Origin of the sequence: Paraburkholderia sediminicola, from assembly GCF_046027355.1 — a bacterium.
GTDB lineage: Bacteria > Pseudomonadota > Gammaproteobacteria > Burkholderiales > Burkholderiaceae > Paraburkholderia > Paraburkholderia sediminicola_B.
Genome location: NZ_JAQQEK010000014.1, coordinates 38,690 through 57,337, shown reverse-complemented (window position 1 = coordinate 57,337; position 18,648 = coordinate 38,690). Strand labels below are relative to the sequence as shown.

General features: G+C 64.7%; 7 protein-coding genes. All 7 read left to right on the top strand.

The window, feature by feature from the left end; all coding sequences use genetic code 11:
- The first annotated feature begins 152 nt into the window (after positions 1–152).
- The 7 genes from PQR42_RS23615 (at position 153) to treY (ending at position 18,633) form a co-directional block, all read left to right on the top strand.
- Complete coding sequence (locus PQR42_RS23615; protein ID WP_408386950.1) at positions 153–3,593, top strand: maltotransferase domain-containing protein; 3,441 nt, start codon at positions 153–155, stop codon at positions 3,591–3,593.
- Positions 3,590–7,054 (top strand): maltose alpha-D-glucosyltransferase, encoded by a 3,465-nt coding sequence (treS, locus tag PQR42_RS23610; protein WP_408386951.1) that lies wholly within the window; start codon positions 3,590–3,592, stop codon positions 7,052–7,054. Before PQR42_RS23615 ends, treS begins: the two co-directional genes overlap by 4 nt.
- Positions 7,047–9,257 (top strand): 1,4-alpha-glucan branching protein GlgB, encoded by a 2,211-nt coding sequence (glgB, locus tag PQR42_RS23605; protein WP_408386952.1) that lies wholly within the window; start codon positions 7,047–7,049, stop codon positions 9,255–9,257. The genes treS and glgB overlap by 8 nt, the downstream gene beginning before the upstream one ends.
- 107 nt (positions 9,258–9,364) lie before the next feature.
- The gene (gene glgX, locus PQR42_RS23600) at positions 9,365–11,584 is read left to right on the top strand and encodes a glycogen debranching protein GlgX (protein WP_408386953.1); all 2,220 of its coding nucleotides are present in this window, start codon (positions 9,365–9,367) and stop codon (positions 11,582–11,584) included.
- A 64-nt stretch (positions 11,585–11,648) separates the two neighbouring features.
- Positions 11,649–13,571, top strand: a complete 1,923-nt coding sequence (gene treZ / locus PQR42_RS23595; RefSeq protein ID WP_408386954.1) for a malto-oligosyltrehalose trehalohydrolase — start codon at positions 11,649–11,651, stop codon at positions 13,569–13,571.
- A complete protein-coding gene (gene malQ, locus PQR42_RS23590; RefSeq protein WP_408386955.1) occupies positions 13,568–15,778 on the top strand; it encodes a 4-alpha-glucanotransferase in 2,211 nt (736 codons plus the stop codon). The genes treZ and malQ overlap by 4 nt, the downstream gene beginning before the upstream one ends.
- Complete coding sequence (gene treY, locus PQR42_RS23585) at positions 15,775–18,633, top strand: malto-oligosyltrehalose synthase (RefSeq protein ID WP_408386956.1); 2,859 nt, start codon at positions 15,775–15,777, stop codon at positions 18,631–18,633. Before malQ ends, treY begins: the two co-directional genes overlap by 4 nt.
- Positions 18,634–18,648 lie beyond the last annotated feature (15 nt).

Genomic DNA, 18,648 nt, shown 5'->3' with positions numbered 1-18,648 from the left:
TGGCCAGCGGCGTGACGATCTTTGCACTACATTGACCAGTACGCGCCTTCGCTTTACGCATCGCGCGGTATCCGGCTCTGGAAGCCCAATGAGCGCTGTGATCGCATGCCAATTGCATCCACACCGCAGCAGGACGAATCTGGAAACGATCGATGGAACCTCGAAACGGGTACGCGCCGCGGATTTACTTTTTTCATTCACTTCTGGTTGGGCCGCTCGATGCATGGCCTGCGCAGTTCGCGCATGCAGCCGCGCTGGGCTTCGATCACGCGCTGATCGGCAGCCTCTTCGAGCCTGGACAGGCTGGCCACGGGCAGGTGGTCGGCAACCACGCCCGCCTGCATCCGGTCTTCGAGTCCCAGCAGCCCGCCACCGAGGCGATACGCACACTCGCGAACGCCGCCGGGCAGAACGGACTGACCTTGCTGGTCGATCTGGTGATCGACCGGATGGCCGCCGATGGCGCGCTGTACGCCGAACATGCCGGCTGGTTCCTTCCATTCGAGTCTGAAGAAACGCGGCTCGACCCGCGCCATGTGCATCGCGAGGACAACGTCGCGTATGCGAACTTCAACGACGCCGGCAGCAGCGCCGCGTTGGTCGGCTGGTGGACGCAGCAGTTGCTGGCGCTCGCCGAGGCCGGCGTGGGCGGCTTCCGGTTCGACTCGCCGCATCGCGTGCCGGCCGCCGTCTGGCGGCAATTGGGCGACGCGGTCCGCGCGAAGCATCCCGAGGTGCGTTTTCTCGCCGCCACGCCCGGCCTGGCCCGTGGCGATCTGCTCGGCCTGCAAGGCGCCGGGTTCGACAGCGTGTTCTCGTCGGTGCGCTGGTGGGACTTCCGCGCGAGCTGGATGGTCGAGGAACATGCCGCGCTCGCGCGCATCGCCGCGCCGATCGCGTTTCCCGAAGCGCCTTACGGCACCCGCCTTGCCGCCGAGTTGAGCGATGCGCACGACGCCGCCATCGTCGAGCGGGCGTATCGGCGTGCGCTGTTCACGTCGGCTGCCATTGGCACGGGCTGGATGATGCCGATGGGTTTCGAATTCGGCATCACCGAGCCCATGTCGCAAACGCGCGGCGATGCTTCGCAGTTCGCCCTCGCGGTCCAGGCGAAGCGATTCGATCTCTCCGAACGCATCTCGCACGTGAACCAGGTGGCGCGCAATACGAAAACCCTGCACGCCAACGGTGAATTGCGTCCGCTCAGCGGGCCCGGCGCACCCGCGGCGGTATTACTGCGCGCCGACCAGCCCGACCTGCGCGATGCCGACGAAGCGATCCTGATCGCGATCAATCCCGACCTCGGCGCGCCGCTACGCGTCGATCCCGCGCGCTTCCTCGCGGGCGTGCCGGGCAACTTCACGCGCTTCGTGCCGCTCGATGCGTCCGGCGGCGCTTTGCCTGCCACGCTCACGCCGTTCACACTCACACCCGGCGCGGTCCGCCTGTTCCGCGCGGTCACCGAGAAGCCGATCCGTCTCGCGCCGCCCATCGACAAGGCAAACAGCAAGCGCAGCGGCCGCAAGACCGTGGTCGAGGCGCTGAGCGCGCCACGCGTGGCGATCGAGAGCGTGACGCCGTCGGTCGATAACGGCCGCTTCGCAGCCAAGCGCAGCGTGGGCGAACGCGCCGAAATCACCGCCGCGATCTTCGCTGAAGGTCACGACAAGATCGCCGCCGCCGTGATCTGGCGCGCCGCCGACGAAACCGCCTGGCACGAAGTGTTGATGGAGCCAGCGCAGCCCGCCGGCCTCGATATCTGGAAAGCGCGCATTCCGCTCGAACGCATGGGCCGTCACGAATTCACCGTGATCGCGTGGCGCGACGACTTCGCCTCGCTGGTCGAGCACGTCCAGAAGAAGCTGAAGGCGGGGCAAACCGTCGAGCTCGAACTCGACGAAGCGTCGCATCTGTTCGCGCTGGTGCTCGCCGAAGTGGAAACCTCGGAAGGCGCGGTCACCGAACCGCTCGAACATATCGTCAAGGTCTTCACCAAGGCCGACCCGGAAACGAAGCTCGCGCTGCTACTCGCACCGACCACCGCTAAGGCGATGACCGCCGCGCGTCACCGGCCGTTCCTGAGCCACGATCCGGTGATCTACAAGATCGACGCTGACCGTACCGCCGCGCGCTTTGCCAGCTGGTACGAGATCTTCCCGCGTTCGATGAGCGACGACGAATCGCGCCACGGCACCTTCGCCGATGTCACGACGAAACTGCCACGCATTCGCGACATGGGTTTCGACGTGCTGTATTTCCCGCCGATTCACCCGATCGGCGTGGCGAATCGCAAAGGACGCAACAACACGCTGAACGCGCAGCCAGGCGACGTCGGCAGCCCGTATGCGATCGGCGGGGTCGAGGGCGGCCACACGGCCGTGCATCCGCAACTCGGCACGCTCGACGACTTCAAGGCAATGCTCGCCACCGCGCACGCGCACGGCCTCGAAATCGCGCTCGACTTCGCGGTGCAATGCTCGCCGGATCACCCGTGGCTCAAGGAGCATCCGACGTGGTTCGCGTGGCGCCCCGACGGCACGCTGCGCTATGCGGAAAATCCACCGAAAAAGTATCAGGACATCGTCAATCCCGACTTCTATGCGCACGACGCCAAGCCCGATTTGTGGCTTGCACTGCGCGACGTCTTCCTGTTCTGGATCGAAGCGGGCGTGTATATTTTCCGCATCGACAATCCGCACACCAAGCCGCTGCCGTTCTGGGAATGGGTGATCGCCGACGTGCGAGCGCGCTATCCCGACACGATCTTCCTCGCCGAAGCCTTCACGCGGCCGCGCATGATGAACCGGCTCGGCAAGATCGGCTTCTCGCAGTCGTACACGTACTTCACGTGGCGGGAATCGAAGCGCGATTTCATCGAGTACATGACCGAGCTCACGCAAACCGGCGCGCGTGATTCGTACCGGCCGAACTTCTTCGTCAATACGCCGGATATCAACCCGCGGCATCTGCAATCGCAAGGGCGCACGGGCTTTCTGATTCGCGCCGCGCTCGCCTCGACGCTGGCCGGTTTGTGGGGCGTGTATTGCGGTTTCGAGCTATGCGAGGCCGCCGCGCTGCCGAACAGCGAGGAATATCTTGACTCCGAGAAGTACCAGTTGCGCGCGTGGGACTGGGACCGGCCCGGCAACATCGTCCCCGAAATCACGGCGCTGAACCGGATTCGCCGCGCGAACCCGGCGCTGCAAACGCATCTCGGCCTGACGTTCCTGCCCGCGCACAACGATCACATCCTATTCTTCGAGAAGGCGACCGAAGCGCGCGACAACGTGATTCTTGTCGCGATCAATCTCGACCCGTTCAACGAACAGGGCGCGGATATCGAATTGTCGTGGGAGACTTTCCAGAAATGGAATCTGCACGATCATGGCCCGCTGGAAGTCACCGACCAGATGACCGGCGCGCGTTTCGAATGGCACGGCCGCTGGCAGCACGTCCAGCTCGGGTCGGGCCAGCCGTTCTCGATCTGGCGCATCGCGCCGCTCGGCGGCCTGCCCGCCGAACGGCCGGATGAAGCCGACAGCGACTATCACGCAGACGCTGGCAACCCAACCTCAACGGAAGGTGCGACATGAAGCGTGACGACCCAGCCCAAACCACGTCGCAGGACCACACGAGCGCTGCCACCGGCACCACGGCGAAGGCGCGCACCAATCGGCGCGGCAAGCCCGCGGCCTTGAGCGACGATCCGCTCTGGTACAAGGACGCGATCATTTATCAGGTGCACATCAAGTCGTTCTTCGATGCGAACAACGACGGTGTCGGCGACTTTCCCGGCCTGATCGCGAAGCTCGACTACATCGCCGAACTCGGTGTGAACGCGATCTGGCTGCTGCCGTTCTATCCATCGCCACGGCGCGACGACGGCTACGACATCGCCGATTACCGCAGCGTGCACCCCGACTACGGTCAGATCGCCGACGTGAAGCGCTTCATTCAGGAAGCGCACGCACGCGGCATTCGTGTGATTACGGAACTGGTGATCAACCACACGTCGGATCAGCACCCGTGGTTTCAGCGCGCGCGCCGCGCGAAGCCGGGTTCGAATCACCGCAATTACTACGTTTGGTCCAACACCGATCAGAAGTACCAGGAAACGCGGATCATCTTCATCGACTCGGAGCCGTCCAACTGGACGCACGATCCCGTGGCGGGCGCCTATTACTGGCACCGCTTCTACTCGCATCAGCCCGATCTGAATTTCGACAATCCGGCCGTGTTGAAGGAAGTGCTGCAGGTCATGCGCTTCTGGCTCGATATGGGTATCGACGGGCTGCGGCTCGACGCGGTGCCGTATCTGGTCGAACGTGAAGGCACGAACAACGAGAACCTGCCGGAAACGCACGCGGTGCTCAAGAAAATCCGCGCCACCATCGACGCCGAGTATCCGAACCGGATGCTGCTCGCCGAAGCCAACCAGTGGCCGGAAGACGTGAAGGAATATTTCGGCGACGAAGACGAATGCCACATGGCCTTCCACTTCCCGCTGATGCCGCGCATCTACATGTCGATTGCGAGCGAGGACCGCTTCCCGATCACCGACATCATGCGGCAAACGCCGGATCTCGCCGAAACGAACCAGTGGGCGATTTTCCTGCGCAATCACGATGAACTGACGCTGGAAATGGTCACGGATTCCGAGCGCGACTATCTGTGGAACACCTACGCGAGCGATCGCCGCGCACGCTTGAATCTTGGCATTCGCCGCCGCCTCGCACCGCTGATGGAGCGCGACCGCCGCCGTATCGAACTGATCAATTCGCTGCTGCTCTCCATGCCCGGCACACCCGTGATCTATTACGGCGACGAACTCGGCATGGGCGACAACATCCATCTTGGCGACCGCGACGGCGTGCGTACGCCGATGCAGTGGTCGTCGGATCGCAACGGCGGATTCTCACGCGCCGACCCTGAGCAGCTGGTGCTGCCGCCGGTCATGGGCTCGCTGTATGGCTTCGACGCGGTGAATGTGGAAGCGCAAAGCCGCGACCCGCATTCGCTGCTGAACTGGACCCGGCGCATGCTCGCCACGCGCCGCGCGAAGCAGACGTTTGGACGCGGCACGATCCGTTTCCTGAAGCCGGAAAACCGCAAGATTCTCGCGTATCTGCGCGAGATGCCGGGCGAGCCGCCGATTCTGTGCGTGGCAAATCTGTCGCGCGCGCCGCAGGCGGTGGAGCTCGATCTGTCCGAGTTCAACGGTTCGGTGCCGATCGAAATGACCGCCGATTCCGTGTTCCCGGCCATCGGCCAACTGACTTATCTGCTGACGTTTCCGCCGTACGGCTTCCTGTGGTTCATGCTGTGCCCAGGCAGCCAGCGTCCGACGTGGGCTCAGGCCCATTCGGAATCGCTGCCGGAATTCGTCACGATCGTGATCCGCGAAGGCCAGGTCGGTCCGACGCCGGAGAACGTACGCCTGCTCGAATCGGAAGTGCTGCCTTCGTGGCTGAGCCGGCGCCGCTGGTTTGCGTCGAAGGATCAGAAGCTCAATGCGGTGCGGCTCGCGGCATTGACCACGATTCCGCACGGCGGCTTCGCCTTCACCGAAATCGAAGCGGACGTGGGCGGTCACACCGAACGCTACGTGGTGCCGATCGCCATCACGTGGGGCGGCGAAACGACTTTCCCGTTGTTCAAGCAACTCGCCTTCGCGCGCGTGCGGCGCGGCCGCAACGTGGGGCATCTGACGGACGCCTTTGCCTTGCCGATCTTCGCGCATGGTGTGATGCGCAAATTGCGCGAACGCGCCGTCGTGCCGACCGTGCAGAAGAGCGAAATCAAGTTTCTGCCGACCGAGCGTTTCGCTGAACTCGAGGGGCTCGGCGAACGGCCGGAGATCCGCTGGCTCGCGGCCGAGCAGAGCAACAGCTCATTGATCATCGCCGACACCGTCGTGCTGAAGCTGGTGCGCCGCCTCGTGAGCGGCGTCCATCCGGAAGCCGAAATCAGCCGCTATCTGACGCAATTGGGCTACGCGAATACCGCGCCGCTGTACGGCGAAGTGGTGCGCGTCGATCCCGAAGGCGTGCCGCATACGCTTTGCATTCTGCAAGGCTATATCGAGAACCAGGGCGACGCGTGGAACTGGTCGCTCGACTATCTGCGCCGCTCGGTGGACGAACTCGCCATCGCCGTCGATACCGAAACGCAAACGGCGCCGGACCGCACCAACGAGGCGATTCTGGTGGAAGGCTACAGCACGTTGGCCGGCATCATCGGCAGACGGCTGGGCGAACTGCACGTGGCGCTCGCCTCGTCGACGGACGACCCGGCGTTCGCGCCGGAACCCGCCAGTGCGGAGCAGGTGAAGGCATGGGTGGACGGCACGCAGGCGATGCTCGGCAGCGCGCTCGATCTGCTCGCGCCACGCATCGAGCAGATGAGCGATCCGGAAACCAAGGCGCTGGCGCAAAGCCTGATCGACCGTCGTAAGGAACTGGTGGCCGCCGTCGACAAGCTTGTTTCCGCCGACGCGGGCGCACTGCGCATTCGCATTCACGGCGACTTCCATCTCGGCCAGGTGCTGGTCGCGCAGGGCGACGCGTATCTGATCGACTTCGAAGGCGAGCCGGCACGGACGCTCGAAGAACGTCGTCAGAAGTCGAGCCCGCTGCGTGACGTGGCCGGCCTGATGCGCTCGCTGTCGTATGCGAGCGCGGCGGCGCAGTCCACCATGGAAGCCGCGCCGCAACAGACCGCCGATCGCAAGCGCACGCTGTTCGACCGTTTCCGTGCCTATGCCACCGAAACGTTCCTCAGCGAATACCGCGCGGCTGCCGCGGAAGCGTCGACGCCGCTCGTCGCGCCCGAAGCCGAACAGGCCTTGCTCGATCTGTTCCTGATCGAAAAAGCCGCCTACGAAATCCGTTACGAAGCGGCCAACCGCCCGACGTGGCTCAGCTTGCCGGTACGCGGCCTCGCCGCGCTCAGCAGCCGTTTGCTCGGCGACACCGGCGCGCAAGGCCACGATTCCTCAACCCAGGCGCCAGGCGCCGCCACGCCGCCTAACCCGGCCGAGGGCGACTATGAGTGAGCATGATCCGGCCGTAGGCCTCCAACCGCTCGAGATCGACGCGCTTGTCGAAGCGCGCCACCCCGATCCTTTCTCGCAGCTCGGGCTGCATCAGACGGACGCGGGGCCGGTGGTCCGCGCGCTGCTGCCGAACGCCGCACACGTCAGCGTGATTGCGCGCGCCGACGGTGCGTTGCTCGGCGAACTCGAACAGTTGCGGCCGGGCCTCTTTGCCGGCCGCGTCACGGCCGCGGCGCCGTACCGTTTGCGGATCGACTGGCATGGCGTGGTGCAGGAAATCGAGGACACGTATTCGTTCGGTCCGGTTCTCGGCGACGAGCCGCTCGGCCGGCTCGCCGGCGGCGATCCGTACGCGGTGCTCGAATGCCTCGGCGCCCATCCGATGGAATTCCACGGCGTGCCGGGTGTGCGCTTCGCCGTGTGGGCGCCGAACGCGCGGCGCGTGTCGGTGGTGGGCGACTTCAATGCGTGGGACGGCCGCCGTCATCCGATGCGGCTGCGGCATCAGGCCGGCGTGTGGGAATTGTTCGTGCCGCGCGTCGGTCCGGGCACGCGCTACAAATACGAACTGCTGTCGCGCGATGGTCATCCGTTACCTCTGAAGGCCGATCCGTGCGCGATGCAGACGGAGAAGCCGCCGGGCACCGCGTCGATCGTGGCGCATGTCGACGAGATCGAGCAGTTTCCGTGGACCGATCACGAATGGATCCAGTCGCGAGCCAGCAAGCAGACTCCGCGCTCGCCGATCTCGATCTACGAAGCGCACGCCGAATCCTGGCTGCGCGTCGCGGAACAGGGTCAACGCGGACTCGACTGGGATGAGCTCGCGGAGCGCATGATTCCGTACGTGAAAAGCATGGGCTTCACGCATGTGGAGTTCATGCCGATTGCGGAGCATCCGTTCGGCGGATCGTGGGGCTATCAGCCGCTCGGACAGTTCGCGCCATCGGCGCGCTTCGGCAAACCCGAGCAGTTCGCGCGGTTTGTCGATAAAGCGCACGAAGCCGGACTCGGCGTGATTCTCGACTGGGTGCCCGCTCACTTTCCGAACGACGCGCACGGTCTGATCGATTTCGACGGCACGCCGCTCTACGAGCACGCCGACCCGCGAGAAGGCTATCACCAGGACTGGAACACGATGATCTACAACCTCGGCCGCAACGAGGTGAGCGCGTTCCTGGTCGCTTCGGGGCTGGCGTGGTTGAAGCGCTATCACGTCGACGGTCTGCGCGTGGACGCGGTCGCGTCGATGCTGTACCGCGACTATTCGCGCGCCGCCGACGAGTGGGTGCCGAATATTTACGGCGGCCGCGAGAACCTCGAATCGATTGCGTTCCTGAAGCGCCTGAATCACGAAGTCGGCTATGTGCCGGGCGTGCCGGGCGCGATCACGATCGCCGAGGAATCGACCGCGTGGCCGGGCGTGACGGCGCGTGTCGAAGACGGCGGCCTCGGTTTCCAGTTCAAATGGAACATGGGCTGGATGCACGACACGCTGCACTACATGGAAGAAGATCCGGTCTACCGTCAATACCACCACCACAACATGACGTTCGGCATGGTGTACGCGTATTCGGAGCGCTTCGTGCTGCCGCTCTCGCACGACGAAGTGGTGCACGGCAAGGGCTCATTGCTCGGCAAGATGCCCGGCGACAGGTGGCAGAAGTTCGCCAATCTGCGCGCGTACTTTGGCTTCATGTGGACGCATCCGGGCAAGAAGCTGCTGTTCATGGGCGGCGAATTCGGCCAGCTGGCGGAATTCGACCACGACACGTCGCCGCATTGGCATCTGCTCGACGATTCGAACCACCACGGCGTGCAAAAGCTGGTGCGCGACCTGAACCGCCTGTACAGCGAGGAGCCCGCGCTGTATCTGCTCGATTGCGAGCCGGGCGGCTTCGAATGGCTGATCGGCGACGACAGCGGCAACAGCGTGTTCGCCTATCGCCGCACCGATGGCGCCGGCCGCGAACTGGTCATAGTCTGCAATATGACGCCGGTGCCGCGGGTCGGTTACCGGATCGGCATGCCGCGCGGCGGACGCTGGTCGGAAGTGCTCAATACGGACGCCGGCGTGTATGGCGGCTCGAACATGGGCAACGGCGGGCTGATTCACACCGACGCCCAATCGAGTCACGGCTGGCCGCATTCCGCTTCACTGACGCTGCCGCCGCTTGCGACGATCGTATTGCGCGCGGATTGATGGAGGTGCTGTGAGGCGAGCGCGCGGCGTGCGAAATTTTCGCGCCGCGCGCTCGTTGCATGAAGACCCACGATAGCGTTCATAAATCAGAACAAGGAAGGGGAATCATGTCGCATGCAATGCCCGACCGGCTTCTGCCCGGTTCGCCCTATCCGCTCGGCGCCAGCTGGGATGGTCTCGGCGTCAACTTTGCGGTGTTTTCGGCGAACGCGCAAAAAATCGAGCTTTGCCTGTTCGATCCCACCGGCCGCAAGGAAATCCGCCGCTTCACGCTGCCCGAATGCACCGACGAAGTCTGGCACGGCTACCTGCCCAATGCACATCCTGGCACCGCCTACGGGTTTCGCGCGCACGGGCCGTATCAGCCGCAGTATGGGCATCGCTTCAACCCGCACAAGCTGCTGCTCGATCCGTACGCGCGCAAACTGGTCGGGCAGTTTCGCTGGTCGGATGCGCTGTTCGGTTATCGCGTGCATTCGAATCGCGCGGACCTGTCCATCGACCGGCGCGATTCGGCGCCGGCCATGCCCAAGTGCGTGGTGATCGATGAAGCGTTCGACTGGTCGCACGACAAGCGCCCGAATGTGCCGTGGGGCGAAACCATCGTCTACGAGACGCATGTGCGTGGCGCCTCGATGTTGCGCGCCGATTTGCGCCAGCACGAACGCGGCACGTTCGCGGCGCTGGCTTCGCCGGAGTTCATCGAGCATCTGCTGAAACTCGGCGTGACCGCGGTCGAATTGCTGCCCGTGCATGCGTTTCTGAACGACCGCTTCCTGGTGGAGCGCGGTCTGCGCAACTACTGGGGTTACAACACGGCGGCATTTTTCGCACCGGAGCCGTCGTATCTGAGCACGCACCGGCTCGACGAAATGCGCATCGCCGTGCGTCAGTTGCACGCGGCCGGCATCGAAGTGATTCTCGACGTGGTCTACAACCACACCTGCGAAGGCAACGAGATGGGGCCGACAGTGTCGTGGCGCGGCCTCGACAACGCCAGCTATTACCGGCTGATCCCCGGCGACGAGCGTCACCATATCAATGACACCGGCTGCGGCAACACCGTGAATCTGCCGCATCCACGCGTGCTGCAAATGGTGATGGACTCGCTGCGCTACTGGTCGACGGCGTTCAATATCGACGGCTTCCGTTTCGATCTCGGCGTCACGCTCGGCCGCGAGCAGCACGGTTTCGATCCCGGCTCCGGCTTCTTCGACGCGTTACGCCAGGATCCGATCCTGTCGCAACGCAAGCTGATTTCCGAGCCGTGGGACATCGGTCCTGGCGGTTATCAGCTAGGCAACCATCCGCCGGGCTTCAGCGAATGGAACGACCGTTTCCGCGACACCGTGCGGCGTTTCTGGCGCGGCGACGCCGGCTTGCGGCCCGATCTTGCCGCGCGGTTGACCGGCTCGGCGGATCTCTTCAACCGGCGCGCGAGGAAGCCGTGGGCATCGGTCAATTTTGTCACGTCGCATGACGGTTTTACGTTAGCCGACGTCACCGCCTACGAGCAGAAGCACAACGAAGCCAATCGCGAAGACAACAACGACGGTCACAACGAAAACTGCAGCCGTAACTGGGGTGTGGAAGGCGCGAGCGACGACCCCGCGATTCTCGCGACTCGCGAACGCGTGGCGCGCTCGCTGATCGCCACACTGCTGATGGCGCTCGGCACGCCGATGGTGCTGGCCGGCGACGAATCGCTGCGCACGCAGAACGGCAACAACAACGCGTACTGCCAGGACAACGAAATTTCATGGCTCGACTGGGACCGCGCGGAATCGCCGGACGGCCAGCAGATGACCGCTTTTGTCGCGCGTGTGATCACGCTGCGCAAGCAACATCCGCTGTTGCGCGAAACGCGCTTTCTATTCGGCGATCGTGAAGTGTTGCCGGGCCTGTTCGATGTGGGCTGGTTCGACGAACACGGCGACCCGCTCACCATCGAGGCCTGGCAGGATCCCGAAGGCCGCGCGTTCACGCTGCGCCGCGCGGGTCCAGGCTTAAACGGCGAAACAGAAGTATTGTTAATGATGCTCAACGCCAACGAGGAAACACTGCGGTTTACGCCGCCCGCCCCGCACCTGGAATGGCATGTGCTGTTAGACACTGCTGAGCCGGAGAGCGCGCCGCATCGGCTGGCGGTTGGGGAGGTCGAAGTGGCCGCGCATAGCCTCGTGATGCTGGCTGCGCAGCCGGTGGGCGAAGCAGATTGGCAAGCGGGCTGGAAGGCCGGCGCGCAGCATGGACCGCGGCTTTTGACTGCGCTTCCGCCCGATCCGGGTGCGCATCCGCCCAGTAGCGATACGTCGCCGACCACTTAGGCGGCCGCGCAGCCGCGAGCGACGCGTAACGCGGCTCGAAAGCAAAACTGAATGGTGACGAATCATGTCCGAAAGTCCGATTGATCCTCATGCGCATCATCACGCGCACTGTTTGCCGTTCGGCGCGCAGCTGCTAGGCGCGACGGGCGCGAAGCCGCGCACGCGGTTTCGCTTCTGGGCGCCCTCCTGCCAACACGTGCAGGTGGAAATTGAAAACGGCCCTGCCCAAGGCGTGCACGATATGACGCCCGCCGGCAACGGCTGGTTCGAAGCGAGCGTCGACGGCGGCGCGGGCACGCTGTACCGCTTCCGGCTGGATGGCGAGCATGCGGTGCCCGATCCGGCGTCGCGCTTCCAGCCGCAAGACGTGCACGGGCCGAGCGAAGTCATCGATCCGCGTGCATACCGTTGGGAACACACGAACTGGCATGGCCGGCCTTGGGAAGAAACGGTGCTGTACGAGTTGCACGTCGGCGCAATGGGCGGTTATGCAGGCGTGCAGAAGCGGCTGCCGGAATTCGCCGCGCTCGGCGTCACCGCCATCGAATTGATGCCGTTGAACGACTTTCCCGGCAAGCACAATTGGGGCTATGACGGCGTGTTGCCGTATGCGCCCGATTCCGCCTACGGCCGCCCAGAAGATCTGAAAGCGCTGGTCGACGCCGCGCACGGTCTCGGCCTGATGGTGTTTCTCGACGTGGTCTATAACCACTTCGGCCCGGACGGCAACTATCTGCATGAATACGCCCGCTCGTTTTTCCGCGAAGGCACGCACACGCCGTGGGGCCCGGCGATCGATTTCGAGCGCAGCGAAGTGAGCGACTTCTTCACGGATAACGCCGTCTATTGGATCAACGAATATCGGCTCGACGGGCTGCGTTTCGACGCGGTGCACGCCATCGACAATCATGCATGGTTGCGCGAATTGTCCGATCATATCCGCGCTAAAGTGCAGCATGGCCGACATGTGCATCTGGTGCTGGAAAACGAGCACAACAGCGCGAGCCTGCTCGAAACGCATTTCGACGCGCAATGGAACGACGACGCGCACAACACCTTGCACGTGCTGCTAACCGGCGAAACCGAAGGCTATTACCACGCCTTTGAAGACCAGCCGATCCGCCGCCTCGCGCGCGTGCTGTCGGAAGGCTTCACCTATCAGGGCGACCCGTCGCCGATTCACGACGGCAAGCCGCGTGGCGAAGCGAGCGGTCATTTGCCGCCCACTTCGTTCGTGATGTTCCTGCAGAACCACGATCAGATCGGCAACCGCGCGTTCGGCGAGCGTCTGCGCAAACTGACCTCGGACGACGCGTTGCGCGCCGCCACCGGCCTGCTCCTGCTGTCGCCGCAAATCCCGCTGCTGTTCATGGACGAGGAATACGGCTCCACGCAACCTTTCCTGTTTTTCACCGACTACAGCGGCGATCTCGCCGACGCGGTCCGCGAAGGACGACGGCGCGAATTCGCGCGCTTTTCCTCGTTCAGCGACGAGAACCGCCGCGCGCAGATTCCCGATCCGAACGACGTGAAGACGTTCGCGGCATCGACGCCGCCGGCGCAGCACGAAGCGCCGAAGCATGATAGCGATGAAGCGAAAGACCGCCTCGACTGGATGCACTTCTACAAATCCGCGCTAGCCGTGCGCGCCAAACTGATCACCCCGCGCCTGCAACATAGCAAGTCGTGCGGCGTGACAGTGCTGACCGCGGCGAATGGCGGCGACGCCAATGCGCTGATCGCGCGCTGGAAACTGTGCGACGGCGAGACGTTATCGGTCGCGCTGAATCTCTCGAAAGAGAACGTGGCGTGCACCGAAATTCCGGCCGGCAAGGTAATTTTCGAAACGCCGCCGCGCGTGCGCGAACAGATCGACGTCAAGGTATTGCCGCCGTACACGTTCGTCGCGTGGCTGACCGGCGACGTCTGCGACTATGCCATCGGCCACGATGCTCGCATCGCGGGACAACAGGAGCGCCACGCGTGACTACCCGACGCCCTAACAATACGATTGACACTCTCGCCTCGCGCGCCGGCTTCGAGGTGGAGTGGCAGGATGCGCACCATACGACGCAGCATGTGCCTGAAAGCACACTCGCCGTGCTGCTCGAGCGGATGGGTTTGCCGTGCGGCAACGCCACGCAAATCCGGCAAAGCACCGCCGCGCTCGAAGCAGAATTGTCGGGCCGCAAACTGCCGCCGTTGATGACCGCCGAAGTCGGGCGCGGCATTGCGTTGCACGTCGCGGCGATCAAATCCGGCATCCATTATCGGATCGAGCTTGAAAGTGGCTCGATCATCGACGGCAGGTTTACGGCGCCCAAAGGTGAGGAAGCGTTGCTCGCACCGATCGACGAGGCCGGCTATCACACCCTCGTGATCCACGATCAGCGGGTGACGCTGGCCGTGGCGCCGCCGCGCTGCTATACCGTCGCCGACGCCTGGCGCACGCTGCACGACGACGCCACGGGCAACGACACGCCCGCGCCGCCGCTGTGGGGCATGGCCGCGCAGTTATACGGGTTGCGCCGCGCTGGCGACGGCGGCATCGGCGATTATTCGGCGCTCGCGCAAATCGCCGTGGAAAGCGCGAAGCGTGGCGCGCACGCGCTCGCCGTCAGCCCGACTCATGCGATGTTCAGCGCGGAGCCGGCGCGTTTCAGTCCGTATTCGCCGTCGTCGCGTTTGTGGTTGAACGTCACACATATCGATCCCGCCGCCGTGTTCGGCGCGGAGGCCGCGCATGCCGCGCTAGAAGCCGCACAGGCCGGAGACGCGTGGTCGAAACTCGAACGCTTGCCGCTGATCGACTGGCCGAACGCGGTCGTGCTGAAACTGAAAGTCTTGCGCAAACTGTATGAGCATTTCTGTGCGCACGAACGTGCGCAGAACACGCCGCGCGCGCTGGAATTTCACGGTTTCTGCGAACGCGCCGGACGCGCGCTCGAAGATCACGCGCGTTTCGAAGCGCTTCAGGCGGCGCAACTCGCGCGAGAAGGCGGCAACGGACATTGGCGCAACTGGCCCGAAGCGTTGCGCGATCCGCGCAGCCCGGAAGTCGACGCCTTTGCGGAGGTCCATCGGCACGAGGTCGATTTCCATCTGTTTCTGCAATGGCTCGCCGCCAAGGGTTTGTCGCACGCGCAACATGCGGCGCGCGATGCCGGCATGGCCGTCGGCCTGATCGCCGATCTCGCGGTGGGATGCGATAGCGCCGGCAGTCACGCGTGGTCGTATCGCGACGACATGCTGCAAGGCGTATCGGTCGGCGCGCCGCCGGATCTGTTCAACCAGGCGGGCCAGGCATGGGGACTCACTACGTTCTCGCCGCGCGCCATGCGCACGCAGGGCTTCTCTGCTTTCATCGACATGCTGCGCGCGGCGTTCGCGCATGCCGGCGGCATCCGCATCGATCACATTCTCGGCTTGCGGCGGCTGTGGCTCGTGCCTGAAGGCGAAAGCGCGCGTAACGGCGCTTATTTGCGCTACCCGCTCGAAGACCTGCTGCGTCTGATCGCGCTCGAATCGTGGCGGCATCGCGCGATCGTGATCGGCGAAGATCTGGGCACTGTGCCGCCCGGTTTTCGCGAGCGGCTCGAGGAGCACGGCATCGCCGGCATTCGCGTGCTGTGGTTCGAGGGCGCGCATGACGGCAAAGGATTCAAGCCGCCTTCGGCTTGGGACCGCAATGCGGTCGGCACCACGACCACGCACGATCTGCCGACGGTCGCCGGCTGGTGGCGCGGCAGCGACATCACCTGGCGCAACAAGATCGGCCAGACGATGGCGCGCGCCGACGGCCGCGATCCCGAGGAAGCGGCCCAGGAAGCGCGCGCGAAAGACCGCACCGAGTTGTGGCGCGCGTTCCAACAAGCGGGCGTGGCCGCGCCTGACGTCGCTGCGCCGCCGCCTGACAGCGCGCCCGTTGACGAAGCGCTCGCGTTCGTTGCCGCGACGCCCGGCCCGCTGGTCACGTTTCCGCTCGAGGATTTGCTCGCGCAAGTCGAGCAGCCGAATCTGCCCGGCTCGATCGACGAGCATCCGAACTGGCGGCGCCGCGTGAGCGTGCCGATCGACGAGCTGTTCGAGGACGACACGTTCTGCGACCGGCTGCTCGCAGTCGATCGCGCGCGCCGCGCCGCGACCGCCCCGCTCCCTTCTCCCAATGCTTCTTCGGAGCCTGATACGCCATGACCGTCCCGCGCTCCACGCTTCGCCTCCAGTTCCATCGAGGCTTCACCTTCGACGATGCCGCGAAGCGCGTCGACTACTTCGCCGCGCTCGGCATCAGCCACGTCTACGCGTCGCCCATCACGACGGCCGAGCCGGGCTCGATGCACGGCTACGACACCGTCGATTACACCCAGGTCAGCGCCGAATGCGGCGGCGAGGCGGCACTGAAGCGCCTCGTCGACAAACTGCGCGCGCATAACATGGGGCTGATCATCGACACGGTGCCCAACCACATGGGCGTCGGCGGTTCCAGCAACGCGTGGTGGCTCGATATCCTCGAATGGGGCCGTCATAGCGCTTTTGCGCGGCATTTCGATGTGGACTGGCATTCGCCCGATCCCGCCTTGCGCGGCAAGGTGCTGCTGCCCACGCTCGGCGCGCCGTACGGCGAGGAACTCGCGGCGGGCCGCATCGCGCTGCATTTCGCGGCGGACCTCGGGCGCTTTCAGATCGGCTACGGCCCGCACGTGTTTCCCGTGTGCCCGACCGATTACGCGTCGATCCTGCAAAGCGCCGACCGCGCCGATCTCAACGCGCTCGCCGAACGCTTCCACGGACTCACGACGCAGCCCGCCGATCATCCGCGCGCCGCCGAAGGCCGCGACATGTTGCGCGAGTTCGTTGCGCAAAACGGTGGCTCGGCAATCGAGATCGCGCTGCAGGCCTATGCCCCTGATGACCCGGTAACGCGCGACCGTCTGCATCGCCTGATCGAGCGGCAACACTTCCGCCTGGCGTGGTGGCGCACTGCATCCGATGAGGTGAACTGGCGGCGTTTCTTCGACATCTCGACGCTCGCCGGTGTGCGCGTGGAACGGCCCGAAGTGTTCGAGGCCGTGCATGCACTGCCCTTCCGTCTGTACCAGGAAGGCGTGGTGGACGGCTTGCGTATCGATCACGTCGACGGCCTCGCCGAGCCGCGTGAATACTGTCAGCGTTTGCGTCAGCGTCTCACGGAACTGCGCGATACCGCGCCGTATGTGGTGGTCGAAAAGATTCTCGGACGCGGCGAGCCGCTGCGCGACGATTGGCCTGTGGACGGCACCACCGGCTACGATTTCATGAGCGACGTCGGCGCGCTGCTGCACGATCCGGCGGGCGCCGAACCGCTCGCGCAGACGTGGGCCGAACTGACCGGCCGCAGCCCGCGTTTTGCAGACGAAGCGCTAATCGCGCGCCGCAAGATTCTCGCGGAAAACCTGTCGGCGGAACTCGACCGCGCGGCGCGCGCGTTGCATCGCATTGCCCGCGATTCGCTGACTACGCGCGATTTCACCTTCACCACGCTGCGGCGTGTGTTGACCGAACTGGTCGTGCATTTTCCGGTGTATCGAATCTATCCGCAGAACGGTCTGCGCAGCGCGGCGGACAACGTTTATTTCGAGCAGGCTTTGGAGGGCGCGCGACGGACGCTTTCGCGCGCGGACCTTGTCGCGCTCGATCGCGTGAACGCATGGCTCGGCGGTAGCGCGGAAGAACCGCCGCCCGGACGAAGCGGTACGCCGCAGCAGCAAGGCCAGAACGGCGCGCCGCCAAGCCATGCCGGTTCCGCGCGACGCACCGCGCAGACGCTGTTTTCACAGCTGACCGCGCCAGTTGCCGCGAAGGCGGTCGAAGATACGGCGTGCTATCGCTATGGCCGGCTGTTGTCGCGCAATGAGGTCGGCTCGGACCCGGGCGAGTTCGCGTTGTCGGTCGAAGCGTTTCACGCGGCGAATCTGGAGCGTTCGCAGCGCTTCCCGCACGCCATGCTCGCGACGGCCACGCACGATCACAAACGTGGCGAAGATGTGCGCGCGCGGCTCGCTGTGCTGAGCGAGATCGCGCAGGACTGGAGCGCGACGTTGCGCGCGTGGTCCACGCTGAATGCGCCGCATCGTCGTGCGCTCGATGGCAAACCCGTCAGCAGCGTCGGCCAGGACACGAGCTACGACTGGGCGCCCGGCCCCGCCGCCGAAGCGATGCTCTATCAAACACTGGTGGGCTGCTGGCCGCCGGACTTGCAACCAGACGACGAAGCCGGCGTGAAGGAACTGGCCGAACGCGTCGCGCAATGGCAATTGAAGGCGCTGCGCGAAGCCAAGCTGCAAACCAACTGGCTCGCGCCCGACGAAGGGTACGAGGCCGCCTGTCGCGAGTTCCTGTTCGACATCCTCGCACCGCAGCGGCGCGACGGCTTCCTGAAGGCGTTGTCTGCGTTCGTCGGCCGAATCAGCCGCGCCGGTGCGCTCAATAGCTTGCAGCAGACCGTGTTGCGGCTGGCATCGCCTGGGATTCCCGATCTTTATCAGGGTACCGAGTTGTGGGACTTCAGTCTGGTCGATCCGGACAATCGCAGGCCCGTCGATTTCGCCAAACGCGAGGCGTGGCTCGTGCAGACGCCGCCGTCGGAATTCCTGCCGAGCTGGCGTGATGGACGCGTGAAGCTCGCGGTGGTGCAGCGCGTGCTGGCGTTGCGAGCGCATTTGCCCGAGTTGCTGAGTCAGAGCGAATATCTTCCGCTCGCCGTGCGCGGTAAGCACGCGTCGAGTGTGATCGCGTTTGCCCGGCGGCATGGCAATGCGTGGGCCGTGGTGGTGGCGAGCCGGCTCGCGGCCGGCTTGCTCGGTGACGAAGGCGATTTGCCGATGGTCGATCCGGCGAAATGGGGGGACACGGCGCTGGAGATGCCGTCCGATCTTTCAGCGAGAGCGCTGTTCGACTGGCTGAGTCCCGCTGCGCCGAAGGTCGATGAAAACGGCCTGCTGTTTCTGCGCGATGCGTTGGGCGCGATGCCGATCGCTGTGTTGGTGGAGGACGGTGTGCCGCGTAGTTGATCTTCTTCAGGGTCT

Coding starts and splice junctions, on each gene's coding strand:
- PQR42_RS23615 (WP_408386950.1), top strand. CDS start 153: ATGGAACCTCGAAACGGGTACGCGCCGCGGATTTACTTTTTTCATTCA.
- treS (WP_408386951.1), top strand. CDS start 3,590: ATGAAGCGTGACGACCCAGCCCAAACCACGTCGCAGGACCACACGAGC.
- glgB (WP_408386952.1), top strand. CDS start 7,047: ATGAGTGAGCATGATCCGGCCGTAGGCCTCCAACCGCTCGAGATCGAC.
- glgX (WP_408386953.1), top strand. CDS start 9,365: ATGTCGCATGCAATGCCCGACCGGCTTCTGCCCGGTTCGCCCTATCCG.
- treZ (WP_408386954.1), top strand. CDS start 11,649: ATGTCCGAAAGTCCGATTGATCCTCATGCGCATCATCACGCGCACTGT.
- treY (WP_408386956.1), top strand. CDS start 15,775: ATGACCGTCCCGCGCTCCACGCTTCGCCTCCAGTTCCATCGAGGCTTC.